At 66.9% G+C, this 13163-nt stretch carries 12 protein-coding genes; 10 read left to right on the top strand and 2 right to left on the bottom strand.

The features are described from left to right. Position 1 precedes the first annotated feature (1 nt). From IB278_RS21155 to IB278_RS21140, 4 genes are all read left to right on the top strand, one after another. Positions 2-751: an SDR family oxidoreductase gene (locus IB278_RS21155; protein WP_192325243.1), complete on the top strand. Its 750-nt coding sequence runs from the start codon at positions 2-4 to the stop codon at positions 749-751. 256 nt (positions 752-1007) lie between these two features. Further along, on the top strand, positions 1008-1601 hold the full coding sequence (locus tag IB278_RS21150; protein ID WP_192325241.1) for a 2-hydroxychromene-2-carboxylate isomerase: 594 nt from the start codon (positions 1008-1010) through the stop codon (positions 1599-1601). A gap of 41 nt (positions 1602-1642) precedes the next feature. Next, entirely contained in the window at positions 1643-2407 is a 765-nt protein-coding gene (locus IB278_RS21145) for an enoyl-CoA hydratase (RefSeq protein WP_192325239.1), read from the top strand. A gap of 195 nt (positions 2408-2602) precedes the next feature. After that, on the top strand, positions 2603-3709 hold the full coding sequence (locus IB278_RS21140; protein ID WP_192325392.1) for an ABC transporter substrate-binding protein: 1107 nt from the start codon (positions 2603-2605) through the stop codon (positions 3707-3709). Between the two features lie 6 nt (positions 3710-3715). Here IB278_RS21140 and IB278_RS21135 read toward each other — a convergent pair whose 3' ends face one another. Further along, positions 3716-4141 (bottom strand): acyl-CoA thioesterase, encoded by a 426-nt coding sequence (locus tag IB278_RS21135; protein WP_192325237.1) that lies wholly within the window; start codon positions 4139-4141, stop codon positions 3716-3718. 42 nt (positions 4142-4183) lie between these two features. Here IB278_RS21135 and IB278_RS21130 point away from each other — a divergent pair, with 42 nt between their 5' ends. Both IB278_RS21130 and IB278_RS21125 read left to right on the top strand, forming a co-directional pair. Beyond that, positions 4184-6019, top strand: a complete 1836-nt coding sequence (locus IB278_RS21130) for an ABCB family ABC transporter ATP-binding protein/permease (protein ID WP_192325390.1) — start codon at positions 4184-4186, stop codon at positions 6017-6019. 33 nt (positions 6020-6052) lie between these two features. After that, complete coding sequence (locus IB278_RS21125; RefSeq protein WP_192325235.1) at positions 6053-6991, top strand: 2-hydroxyacid dehydrogenase; 939 nt, start codon at positions 6053-6055, stop codon at positions 6989-6991. 108 nt (positions 6992-7099) lie between these two features. Here IB278_RS21125 and IB278_RS21120 read toward each other — a convergent pair whose 3' ends face one another. Further along, positions 7100-8542: an amidase gene (locus IB278_RS21120; RefSeq protein ID WP_192325233.1), complete on the bottom strand. Its 1443-nt coding sequence runs from the start codon at positions 8540-8542 to the stop codon at positions 7100-7102. Between the two features lie 61 nt (positions 8543-8603). On the opposite strand from IB278_RS21120, the gene IB278_RS21115 reads away from it, so the two are divergent. From IB278_RS21115 to IB278_RS21100, 4 genes are all read left to right on the top strand, one after another. After that, entirely contained in the window at positions 8604-9590 is a 987-nt protein-coding gene (locus IB278_RS21115) for a LysR substrate-binding domain-containing protein (RefSeq protein ID WP_192325231.1), read from the top strand. A gap of 189 nt (positions 9591-9779) precedes the next feature. Then, the gene (locus IB278_RS21110; protein ID WP_192325229.1) at positions 9780-11231 is read left to right on the top strand and encodes an aspartate ammonia-lyase; all 1452 of its coding nucleotides are present in this window, start codon (positions 9780-9782) and stop codon (positions 11229-11231) included. Between the two features lie 172 nt (positions 11232-11403). Continuing rightward, entirely contained in the window at positions 11404-12306 is a 903-nt protein-coding gene (locus IB278_RS21105; RefSeq protein ID WP_145742111.1) for an amino acid ABC transporter substrate-binding protein, read from the top strand. A 124-nt stretch (positions 12307-12430) separates the two neighbouring features. After that, on the top strand, positions 12431-13162 hold the full coding sequence (locus tag IB278_RS21100; protein ID WP_145742109.1) for an amino acid ABC transporter permease: 732 nt from the start codon (positions 12431-12433) through the stop codon (positions 13160-13162). The last annotated feature ends 1 nt before the right edge of the window (position 13163 follow it).

Below are 13163 nucleotides of genomic sequence, written 5' to 3'. Positions count from 1 at the left end.
GATGACTTCCATGCAAAAGACCGCACTCATCGTCGGCGCCGGCGACGCCACCGGCGGCGCCATTGCCCGCCGTTTCGCGCGCGAGGGCTATGCCACCTGCGTCACGCGCCACAGCCTCGACAAGCTGCAGCCGCTGGTCGCGCAGATCGAGGCCGTGGGCGGCCGTGCCCACGCCTTCGGCTGCGATGCGCGCAAGGAAGAGGAAGTGGTCGCGCTCGTCGAGCAGATCGAATCGACGATCGGGCCGATCGAGGTGATGGTGTTCAACATCGGCGCGAACGTGCCCGAGAGCATCCTGGCCGAGACCGCGCGCAAGTACTTCAAGGTGTGGGAGATGGCCTGCTTCTCGGGCTTTCTGAACGGGCGCGAGGTGGCCAGGCGCATGGTGGCGCGCGAGATGCCGAAGAGCGGGCATCGCGGCACGATCATCTTCACGGGTGCCACGGCCTCGCTGCGCGGCGCGGCCAACTTCGGTGCCTTCTCGGGCGCGAAGATGGCGCTGCGTGCGCTGGCCCAGTCGATGGCACGCGAGCTCGGGCCGCAGGGCATTCACGTCGCGCACGTGGTGGTCGACGGCGCCATCGACACCGAGTTCATCCGCAGCAATTTTCCCGAGCGCTATGCGCTGAAGGAAAGCGACGGCATCCTGAACCCCGAGCACATCGCCGACAGCTACTGGATGCTGCACTCGCAGCCGCGCGACGCCTGGACGCATGAGCTTGATCTGCGGCCTTGGTCGGAGAAGTTCTGAGATGATTTCGTGCTGTTCGATTCGTCGTGTTGTGTTTGAAGTTCTTCTTTCAGGGCGCGCTCCCGCCGACGGGGTACCTTGCTCCGCGAATGTCCTCCGGCCTGCGGCCTCCTCCTTTATTTCGCTGCGCAAGGCACCCCATCGACGGGAGCGTTGGACAGAGCGGTCGTTGATCGCAAGATCATTAGCAGCGTGCCCTGTGCACGCGCCCTGAACAACAGCGCCAAGAACAAGAGCACCTCATAAGGAGACCCCAATGACAAAAAAAGTCGAGTTCTATTTCGACTTCGGCAGCCCCGCCGCCTACCTGGCCGCCACGCAGCTGCCGCACGTGTGCGCCGACACCGGCGCCGAGCTGGTGTGGAAGCCCATGCTGCTGGGCGGCGTGTTCCAGGCCACCGGCAACCGGTCGCCGGCCGAGGTCGTGCCCAAGGCGCCGTACATGACCATCGACCTGCAGCGCTTTGCTAAACGCTACGGCGTGCCCTTCGTGCACAACCCGCACTTTCCCATCAACACGCTGCTGCTGATGCGCGGCGCCACCGGCATCCAGATGACGGAGCCGGCACGCTTCGGCGCGTATGTCGATGCCGTCTTCCATGCGATGTGGGTCGAGCCGAAGAACATGAACGACCCGGCCACCGTGGCCGCCGTCTTGCAGAATGCGGGCTTCGACGCCGCCGCCTTGCTTGCGCTGGCCGGCACGCAGGACGTGAAGGACCGCCTGAAGGCCGTCACGCAGGAAGCGGTGGCGCGCGGCGTGTTCGGCGCGCCCACCATGTTCGTCGGCGACCAGATGTTCTGGGGCCAGGACCGCCTGGATTTCGTGCGCGAAGCCCTCGACGCCTGATCGCGCCGCCATCAAAACCGTTTTATCCAAGGACCATTCCCATGAGCGACATCCTCGTCCACACCGAAGCCGGGGTGATGACCCTCACCTTCAACCGCGTCGACAAGAAGAACTCCATCACCAGCAGCATGTACGGCGAACTCGCCGATGCACTGGCCGCAGCCGAGGGCGATGCGGCCGTGCGCTGCGTGCTGATCCAGGGCGACCCCACCATTTTCAGCGCGGGCAACGACATCGGCGACTTCCTGAACGCGCCGCCCGCCGGCAAGGACTCGCCGGTGTTCCGCTTCCTGCGCGGCATCGCGGCCTTTCCGAAGCCCATCGTGGCTGCCGTGTGCGGCCCGGCCGTGGGCGTCGGCACCACGATGCTGTTCCATTGCGACCTGGTCTACGCGGGCGACAACGCGGCCTTCTCGATGCCTTTCGTGAACCTGGGCCTGTGCCCCGAGGCGGCGTCGAGCCTGCTGGTGCCGCAGATGCTGGGTTACCACCGCGCGGCCGAGGCACTGCTGCTGGGCGAGCCCTTCATGGCCGAGGCCGCGCTCGAAGTGGGCCTGGTCAACCGCATCGTGCCGCCCACCGAAGCCAATGCCATCGCGCAGGTGCAGGCCCGCAAGCTCGCGGCCAAGCCGCTGAGCGCGCTGGTCGAGACCAAGCGCCTGCTGAAGAAGGCGCAGATGCCTGCCGTGCTCGAACGTATGGACGAAGAAGGCGCGAGCTTCGGCCGCATGCTGCGCGAACCCGCCGCACGCGAAGCCTTTGGCGCGTTCATGGAAAAGCGCAAGCCCGATTTCTCCAAGGTTTGAGGCGCGTTTCGCGCTTGCCCGAAAACGGTGCATGCGTACACTGTCGCCGTGCAAGTTTTCGAGACAAGATCGCCGGCAACGTCCACCCGGCGCACGAATGATGCTACTGAAAAAGTAGCAATCGACACCACGCGCAGGCGTACTTTAGGCCTGCTCGCAGGCACCCTGGCCGCGCCTTCGCTGGCCTTGGCCCGCGTGCGGCCGCTGCGCATCGGCGTCATCGGTTCCTGGTCCGGCCCCTATGCCGCCGGGGGGCGCCAGTTCGATGCCGGCATGTCGGTCTGGCTCGCCGCCCACAACCAGCGCATCGCCGGGCGTCCGGTCGAGCTGCTGCGCCGCGACGTGCCCGGCAGCGCGCCCGAGCAGGCGCGCCGCCACGCGCAGGACCTGGTGGAGGGCGAACGCGTGGACCTGCTCGCGGGGCTGGACTTCAGCTCCAACGCCTATGCCGTGGGTGCCGTGGCCACGCAGGCCAAGGTGCCGCTGCTGGTGATGAATGCGGCGTCGTCGGGCATCACGGCGCGTTGCCCGTTCGCGGTGCGGGTGTCCTTCACCATCGCGCAGGTCACGATGCCGCTGGCGCGCTGGGCGATCCAGCAAGGGCTGCGCGACGTCTGCACCGTGGTGGCCGACTATGCCTCGGGTGTCGATGCCGAGAGCGCCTTCGTCTCGGCCGTCACCGCCGGCGGCGGGCGCGTCGGCGCGATGCTGCGCGTGCCGCTCAACACGCTGGACTATTCGGCCTACATGCTGCGGCTGCGCGAGCTCAGGCCGCAGGCGGTGTTCTTCTTCCTGCCTTCGGGCCAGATGCCCGCGACTTTCCTCAAGTTCTGGCGCGACCGCGGCATGGCCGACACCGGCATCCGCCTGCTCGCGACCGGCGACGCCACCGACGACCACTACCTCGAAGGCATCGGCGAGCTGGCCGATGGCCTCGTGACCAGCCACCATTATTCGTTTGCCCACGAGTCGGCGGCCAACCGCCGCTTCACCGACGTCTTCGGGGCCGAGTACGGCAGCCACCTGCGGCCCGGCTATTTCGCGGTGGCGGCGCACGATGCGCTCGCGGCGGCCGATGCCGCGATGAGTTCGCCGGCCGCGCGCAGCGGCTTGAGCGGCGAACGGCTGGTGGACGCTTTCCGGGGCCTCCAGCTCGAGAGCCCGCGCGGCCCGATCGAGATCGACGCCCACACGCGGGACATCGTGCAGGCCGTCTACATCCGCCGCACCGAGCGGCTCGACGGGCGCTGGGTCAACCGCGAGTTCGAACGCTTCGAGCGGGTGCGCGAGCCGGCGCTGTGAGCGCGCTCAGGGTTGCTGCTCGATCGGCCGGGGCCGGCCGTTGTCGTCGATGGCCACGTAGGTGAAGGTGGCTTGGGTCACCTTGACGTATTCGCCCTGCGCCTTGAAGCGCTCGGCGAAGACCTCGACCGTGACGGTGATCGAGGTGCGCCCGATGCGCACCAGCTTCGAATAGAAGGACAGGATGTCGCCCAGCCGCACCGGCTGCTTGAAGATGAATTCATTCACCGCGACGGTGGCCATGCGCCCCTTGGCGTAGCGTGCCGGAATGACCGAGCCGGCCAGGTCGCACTGCGCCATGACCCAGCCGCCGAAGATGTCGCCGTTGGCATTGACGTCGGCCGGCATCGGGATGACCTTGAGCACCAGCTCCATGTCGGTGGGCAGGCTCTTGAGGGTTGCGGCAGCGGCGGTGCTGGAAATATCGGACATGGGCACAATCTGGAACAAACGAAGCAACCACGATTGTCCCTCATGCGCCGCAGCGGCGAAGCCCTACCTCCTCCCCCCCACAGCGCCACCGGCCATGCGCCGGCGCGCAGCGACCGCTCCGACTGGGCGACGCTGCGCCGCCTTTTCCCCTATCTCTGGCAGTACAAGTGGCGGGTGATCGCCGCGCTCGGCTTCATGGTGGGCGCCAAGGTGGCCAACGTGGGCGTGCCGGTGCTGCTCAAGAACCTGATCGACACGATGACGCCCAAGCCGGACATGGCGCAGGCGCTGCTGATCGTGCCCATCGGGCTTTTGCTGGCCTACGGGCTGCTGCGCTTTTCGACCGCGCTGTTCGGCGAACTGCGCGAGCTGATCTTCGCCAAGGCCACCGAGGGCACGGCGCGGCAGATCGCGCTGGAGGTGTTCGGCCACCTGCATTCGCTGAGCCTGCGCTTCCACCTGGAGCGCCAGACCGGCGGCATGACGCGCGACATCGAGCGCGGTACGCGCGGGGTGCATTCGCTGATCTCGATGTCGCTCTACAGCATCGTGCCGACCCTCATCGAGCTGGCGCTGGTGCTCACCATCCTGGGCGTGAAGTTCGATTCGCTGTTCGTCTGGATCACGGGCGCGGCGCTGGTGCTCTACATCACCTTCACGGTCACGGTGACCGAGTGGCGCACCCAGTTCCGCAAGACCATGAACGAGCTCGACTCCATGGCCCAGAGCCGCGCGGTCGATTCGCTCTTGAACTACGAAACCGTCAAGTACTTCAACAACGAGGAGTTCGAGGCCAGGCGCTACGACGCCAGCCTGGACCGCTACCGCAAGGCCGCCATCAAGAGCCAGCGCACGCTGAGCATGCTCAACACCGGCCAGCAGCTGATCATCGCGACCAGCCTGGTGCTGATGCTGTGGCGCGCGACCTCGGGCGTGGTGGAAGGGCGCATGACGCTGGGCGACCTGGTGATGGTCAACGCCTTCATGATCCAGCTCTACATTCCGCTCAACTTCCTGGGCGTGATCTACCGCGAGATCAAGCAGAGCCTGACCGACCTCGACAAGATGTTCGTGCTGCTCGAAAAGGAGCGCGAGGTACGCGACGCGCCCGGCGCGCCGCCGCTCGCTGGCGCCGACTCCACCGTGCGCTTCGAGGACGTGAGCTTTGCCTACGAGCCCGCCCGGCCCATCCTCAAGCACGTGAGCTTCGAGATCCCGGCCGGCAAGACGGTGGCCGTGGTGGGCCCCTCGGGCTCGGGCAAGTCGACGCTCGCGCGGCTGCTCTACCGCTTCTACGACGTGCAGCAGGGCCGCATCACCATCGGCGGGCAGGACATCCGCGAAGTGCAGCAGTCGAGCGTGCGGCGCGCGATCGGCATCGTGCCGCAGGACACGGTGCTGTTCAACGATACGGTCGAATACAACATCGCCTACGGCCGCCCCGGCGCCACGCGCGAAGAGGTGGAAGGCGCAGCTCGCGCCGCGCGCATCCACGACTTCATCTCGGCCACGCCCAAGGGCTATGAAACCACGGTCGGCGAGCGCGGCCTCAAGCTGTCGGGCGGAGAGAAGCAGCGCGTGGCCATTGCGCGCACGCTGCTCAAGAACCCGCCGATCGTGATCTTCGACGAGGCCACCTCGGCGCTCGACTCGGCCAACGAGCGCGCCATCCAGTCGGAGCTCAGGAGCGCTGCGCAGGACAAGACCACGCTGGTGATCGCGCACCGCCTGTCGACCGTGGTCGACGCGCACGAGATCCTGGTGCTCGAAGCGGGCGTGATCGTCGAGCGCGGCACGCATGCCGAGCTGCTTGCGAAGCAGGGCCGCTATGCGCAGATGTGGGCTTTGCAGAAGAGCGAAGCCACGCCGCTGATGTAGCCCGACCATTTTTTGATATCGAGGAGTTCAGACGTGTCGACCAAGATTCCCCTGCTGGTGCTCAACAGCCTTTCGAGCGCCCACCAGGCCCAGATTGCCGAGGTCTACGACTTGACCTATGCCTTCGACCCCGCCGCGCGCGCCGCCGCCATTGCCGAGCACGGCAAGAAATTCCGCGCGGTGCTGACCATCGGGGTGATCGGCATCACGCCCGAAGAGATCGCGGCCATGCCGGCGCTCGAGCTGATCTGCTGCCTGGGCGCGGGCTACGAAGGCGTGCCGCTCGAAGTGACGCGCGCGCGCGGCATCGCCACCGCCAACGGCGCGGGCACCAATGACGACTGCGTGGCCGACCATGCCTTCGGCCTCTTGATCGGCATCGTGCGCGAGTTCCGCAAGCTCGACCGGCTGTGCCGCGAGGGCGTGTGGCGCGAAGCCATTCCGCAGCCGCCGAACGTGTCGGGCAAGAAGCTCGGCATCCTGGGGCTCGGCACCATCGGCCAGAAGATCGCGAAGCGCGCGGCTGCCTTCGACATGGAGATCGGCTATCACAACCGCAAGCCGCGCGAAGGCGCAGCGCACCGCTACTTCGATGACCTGAAGTCGCTGGCCGCCTGGGCCGATTTCCTGGTGCTGGCCGCGCCGGGCGGGCCTGCCACGCGCCATCTCGTGAATGCCGAGGTGCTCGATGCGCTCGGGCCGCAGGGCTACCTGGTCAGCATCGGGCGCGGCAGCGTGGTCGACACCGAGGCGCTGGCGTCGGCGCTGCGCGAGCACCGCATTGCCGGGGCCGGCCTCGATGTGTACGAGAGCGAGCCGAATCGTCCCGAGCCGCTGATTGGCCTCGACAACGTGCTGCTGACGCCGCACATGGCGGGCTGGTCGCCCGAGGCCACGCAGAAGTCGGTCGACCATTTCCTTGCGAATGCCGAAGGGCACTTCGCGGGGCGCGGCGTGTTGACCCCGGTCTGAGGCCTTGCTCCTTCCCCCGCTGGGGGAAGGCTGGGATGGGGGCGGGCAGGGCGCTCGATGGACGCGCCGCTTGCCCCCACCCCTGCCCTCCCCCGGGAGGGGAGGGAGTCACGCCAATACTGAAGGGCGATGAGAGCCCCAGCCGCAGGCCTGGTCGTACGCATGCCCCAGCCGCAGCACATCGAGGTCCGCATGGATCGGCCCCGCCAGCTGCAGCCCCATCGGCAGCCCGCCTTCGCCGAAGCCGGCGCGCACGTTCAGCGTCGGCAACCCGGCCAGCGTGAACGGCGTGACGATCTCCATCCAGCGGTGATACGTGTCGCTCGCCACGCCAGCGACTTCCTTCGGCCAGTGCAGTTCCGCGTCGAACGGGAACACCTGCGCGGTCGGCGCCAGCACGAAATCGAAGCGCTCGAACAACTTGAGGAATGCACGGTACACGTTCGAGCGGTAGAGCGAGGCCTGGTAGAGCGAGGCCGCATCGAGATGCCGGCTCTGCTCGATTTCCCACTGCGCTTCCGGCTTGAGCTGCGCGAACAGTTTAGGGTCGCTCAGGTAGGCGCCGAGCTTGCCGCCCACCAGCAGCTGGCGCAGCCGCAGCCAGGCGCTCCAGTTGTGCTCGCGCGGCACGTCGAGCGTGCAGGGCTCGACCTCGCAGCCGATGGCGCGGAAGGTGTCCAGCGCCTTCTCCCCGAGTTCGCGGATGCCGGGCGCGAGCGGCAACTCGGGCCAGAGGCTGCCGAGCCAGCCGATGCGCAGGCCTTTTCCATCGCCGTCAAGCGCGATGGCGTCGGGCGAGGGCAGCGCCTGCGGCGACGACAGCGGGACGCGCGTGTCGAAGCCCGCCTGCACCGCGAGCAGCCGCGCGGCGTCTTCCACCGTCCGAGCCATCGGGCCTTCGGTGCCCAGCTGCTGGAAGAACAGCTCCTGCTCGGGATCGCCAGGCACGCGGCCGCGCGAGGGCCGCATGCCGATCACGTTGTTGAACGCGGCCGGGTTGCGCAGCGAACCCATCATGTCGCTGCCGTCGGCCACCGGCAGCATGCCCAGGGCCAGCGCCACGGCCGCGCCGCCGCTGCTGCCGCCGGCGCTGCGCTCGGGCGCATGGGCGTTGCGCGTGATGCCGAACACCGTGTTGTAGGTGTGCGAGCCCAGGCCGAATTCGGGCGTGTTGGTCTTGCCGATCACGATGGCGCCGGCCGCGCGCATGCGCGCGACGTGCAGGCTGTCGGTGCGCGCCGGCGAGCGCGGCGACAGCGGCGAGCCCATCGAGGTCGGCAGGCCGGCCGCGTGGCTCAGGTCCTTCACCGCCAGCGGAAAGCCATGCATCCAGCCACGCCGTTCGCCGCGCGCCAGCTCGGCATCGCGCTCGCGGGCTTCGGCCAGCAGGGCCGCGGGCTCGCGCAGCGAAACGATGGCGTTGAAGCGCGGGTTGAGCGCCTCGATGCGCGCCAGCGAGGCTTGCATCAGTTCTTGGCAAGACACGCTGCGGGCCGCGATGCGGCGCGAGAGTTCGGTGGCGCTGAGGTCGAGCAGGTCGGCTGAAGGCATGGCGAATGCGGGAAAAGGAGGGGGAGCCCAGTATGGCGCGGCGCTCGCATAATCGCCGCGTATGGAAACAAAGTGGCTCGAAGACTTCATCAGTTTGGCGGAAACGCGCAGCTTCAGCCGCTCGGCCCAGTTGAGGCACGTGACCCAGCCCGCGTTCTCGCGCCGCATCCAGGCGCTCGAAGGCTGGGCCGGCACCGACCTGGTCGACCGCAGTTCCTACCCCACGCGCCTCACGCCTGCGGGCCAGACGCTCTACAGCCAGGCCATCGAGATGCTGCAGTCGCTGCAGAGCACCCGCGCCATGCTGCGCGGCCACTCGGCCGCCGGGCAGGACGTGATCGAGATCGCGGTGCCGCACACGCTGGCCTTCACCTTCTTTCCTTCGTGGGTGACCAGCCTGCGCGAGCACTTCGGCCCCATCAAGAGCCGGCTCATCGCGCTCAACGTGCATGACGCCGTGCTGCGCCTGGTCGAGGGCAGCTGCGACCTGCTGATCGCCTACCACCATCCGTCCCAGCCGCTGCAACTGGACGCCAACAAGTACGAGATGGTCAGCCTGGGCGAGGAAACCGTGGCGCCCTGGGTCAAGGCCGATGCCGACGGCGCGCCGCGCTTCCGGCTGCCCGGCCGGCCCGGCCAGCCGCTGCCCTACCTGGGCTATGCGCCCGGCGCCTACCTGGGGCGGGTGGTCGATCAGCTGCTGAAGGAGTCGGGCACCGCCATCCACCTTGACCGGGTCTATGAAACCGACATGGCCGAAGGCCTGAAGGTCATGGCGCTCGAAGGCCACGGCATCGCCTTCCTGCCGCAGAGCGCGGTGCGCAAGGAGATCAAGGCGCGCAAGCTCGTGAGCGCGCTGCCGCCCGAGATCGACAGCCTGGAGGCGACGATGGAGATCCGCGCCTACCGCGAGCGGCCCGGCGCGCCCGCGCCGGTGAAGACCGGCACAGGCCGCGCCGCGAAGGCTTCGGCCTCCGAGGGCCTGCAGCCCAAGCGCACGGCCGATGCGCTATGGTCGTATCTGGTTGGCGCCCAGCCCGGACGCTGACATCCATCGATTGACGCGCGGAATTTGTGCGCTGCACAATCTATAAATGCAGCGCATAACACTCCCCGCAAACGGCATTGGCGCCGCGGGCCGGGCGGTACTACAGTCGCGGCAGTTTTTTGCCGCTGTCACACAGCAATCTTTACGGCACGCGCCATCCGCGTGCTTTTTTTTAGCCGAGGAACCTGTATGAGCCCCAATTTCAGGACCGAACACGACTTTCTCGGCGAGAAGCAGATTCCTGCCATTGCCTACTGGGGCGTGCACACGGCGCGCGCGGTCGAGAACTTCGCCATCTCCGGCACCCGGGTGTCGGCCATGCCCGACCTGGTGCGTGCGCTGGCCTTCGTGAAGAAGGCCGCCACACGGGCCAATGCCGACCTCGGCGCCATCGACCGCGAGCGCGCAGCCGCCATCATCCTGGCCTGCGAGGACCTCATCGAGGGCAAGCTGCTCGACGAATTCGTGGTCGACGTGATCCAGGGCGGCGCCGGCACCTCCACCAACATGAATGCCAACGAGGTGATCTGCAACCTCGCGCTCGAGAAGCTCGGCCACGAAAAGGGCCGCTACGACGTTCTGCATCCCAACGACCACGTCAACGCCTCGCAGAGCACCAACGACGTCTACCCGACGGCGGTGCGGCTGGCGCTGTGGTTCGCCATCGACAAGCTGCTCGAATCCATGGCCGCGCTGCGCCGGAGCTTCGAGGCCAAGGCGCTCGAGTTCAAGGACATCCTGAAGATCGGCCGCACCCAGCTGCAGGACGCCGTGCCCATGACGCTGGGCCAGGAGTTCCTGACCTACGCCATCATGATCGGCGAGGACGAGGCCCGCCTGGGCGAGGCGCGCGCGCTCATCGAGGAAATCAACCTGGGCGCGACCGCCATCGGCACCGGCATCAACGCGCCGCACGGCTACGCCAACCTGGCCTGCCAGTACCTGGCCGAGCAGACCGGCGTGCCGCTCAAGCAGTCGGCCAACCTCATCGAGGCCACGCAGGACACCGGTGCCTTCGTGCAGCTGTCGGGCGTGCTCAAGCGCGTGGCCACCAAGCTCAGCAAGACCTGCAACGACCTGCGCCTGCTCTCCAGCGGGCCGCAGGCTGGCTTCGGCGAGATCCGGCTGCCCGCGCGCCAGGCGGGCTCGTCGATCATGCCGGGCAAGGTGAACCCGGTGATCCCGGAAGTCATGAACCAGGTGGCCTTCGAGGTCATCGGCAACGACATCACCGTGACCATGGCGTCCGAAGCCGGCCAGCTTCAGCTCAACGCCTTCGAACCGATCATGGGCTGGAGCCTGTTCAAGAGCATCAAGCATCTGGGCAATGCCTGCACCACGCTGCGGCAGAACTGTGTCGACGGCATCGAGGCGAACCGCGAATTCCTGGCCAAGCGGGTGCGCGAATCGGTCACGCTGGTCACAGCGCTCAATCCGCTGATCGGCTACGAGAAGGCGGCGCTGATCGCCAAAACCGCGCTGGCCACTGGCGGGCCGATCGACCTGGTGGCCGAATCGCTCGGCATCATGACGCGCGCCGAGATGGAGGCGCTGCTCGTGCCCGAGAACCTGACCCAGCCCGTGCGCCTGTCCGCGCCGGTGCCGCCGGCTGCCGAGCCCTCGGGCACAAAGGCTGCTTAGTGAAAGTCGGACAATGCCAATGGGTCCACCTGCACCACGACGGCGCTTCGATGCGCGTGGTCGGTGCTGTCGCCATCGAGAATGCACCGGGTTGGTCCGGGTATTCCCCATGACGTGAATGTCTAGAATTTCGTTGTATCTGTATCTTCCAGTCACCTCAGGAGTTTTCCGTATGAACAAGCAAGTATTGGCATTGGCAATCGCAGCCCTGGCTGCCGGCGGCGCCTTTGCACAGGCCAATGACACCCTGGCCAAGATCAAGGCCTCGGGCGCTATCACCGAAGGCGTGCGGGAATCCTCCGGCCTGTCGTACACGCTGGGCAATGGCCAGTACACCGGCTTCCACTACGACGTGTGCGCGAACATCATCAAGGACATCCAGAAGCACCTGGGCCTTGCCAAGCTGGAAACCAAGTACCAGCCCGTGACCTCGCAGAACCGCGTGCCCCTGGTGCAGAACGGCACCGTCGACCTCGAGTGCGGCTCCACCACCAACAACGCCACGCGCCAGAAGGACGTTTCCTTCGCGGTGACCACCTACGTGGAAGAAGTGCGCATCGCGGTCAAGGCCAACTCGGGCATCACCTCCATCAAGGACCTCAACGGCAAGACCGTGGCCACCACCACCGGCACCACCTCGGTGCAGACCCTGCGCAAGAACGAGCGCGCCGGCGGCATCGACTTCAAGGAACTCTATGGCAAGGACCACTCCGACAGCTTCCTGCTGCTCGAATCGGGCCGCGCCGACGCCTTCGTGATGGACGGCTCCATCCTGGCGTCGAACATCGCCAAGTCGAAGTCGCCCGCCGACTACAAGATCGTCGGCGAGGTGCTCAGCGTCGAGCCCATCGCCATCATGATCCGCAAGGACGACCCCGCCTTCAAGAAGGTGGTGGACGACAGCATCAAGGCGCAGATCAAGAACGGCGACCTCGCCAAGCTCTGGGACAAGTGGTTCCTGAAGCCGATTCCGCCGTCGAACGTCACGGTGAACCTGCCGCTGTCCGAAGCCACGAAGGCGGCCTGGGCCAACCCGAACGACAAGCCGATGGAAGACTACGCGGCCAAGAAGTAAGCACGGCAAGGTCATCTGCGCAACGCCCGCCGCCCCCGGCGGGCGTTTGTTTTCGCAAATGCGGCGCGCGGGCACGGCCTTAGCTAGCCAGCAGTCTGGAAATCTGAAAAAAGGAGAGTCCCCGATGGGATCAAACTGGGATTGGCAGGTCTTCTTGCAAGACCCGGGCGGGAAGTTCCCGACCTACTGGCAGTGGATGCTGTCCGCATGGGGCTGGACCGTGTCCGTGGCCCTGCTGGCACTGATCGTCGCGCTGGTGCTGGGTTCGCTCATCGGCATCATCCGCACCTTGCCCGACAGCCCGTGGCTCGTGCGCTTCGGCAATGCCTGGGTCGAGCTGTTCCGCAACATTCCGCTGCTGGTGCAGATCTTCCTCTGGTACCACGTGATCCCGGCGCTGGTGCCGGTCATGAAGGGCGTGCCCAGCTTCGTGCTGGTGGTGCTGGCGCTGGGCTTCTTCACCTCGGCGCGCATTGCCGAACAGGTGCGCTCGGGCATCCAGGCGCTGCCCAAGGGCCAGCGCTACGCGGGCATGGCGGTGGGCTTCACCACGCCGCAGTACTACCGCTACGTCATTTTGCCGATGGCCTACCGCATCATCATTCCGCCGCTCACGAGCGAGACGATGAACATCTTCAAGAACTCGTCGGTGGCGTTTGCCGTGTCGGTGACCGAGCTCACGATGTTCGCGATGCAGGCGCAGGAAGAAACCTCGCGCGGCATCGAGGTGTACCTGGCGGTGACGGGGCTCTACGTGATCTCGGCCTTTGCGATCAACCGCATCATGGCCTTCATCGAGAAGAAGACGCGCGTGCCGGGCTTCATCGTCTCGGCCAGCGGCGGCGGGGGGCACTGAC

The organism is Variovorax sp. VRV01 (assembly GCF_014852545.1).
GTDB lineage: Bacteria > Pseudomonadota > Gammaproteobacteria > Burkholderiales > Burkholderiaceae_C > Variovorax > Variovorax beijingensis_A.
This window is presented reverse-complemented; position numbering and strand designations above follow the sequence as displayed.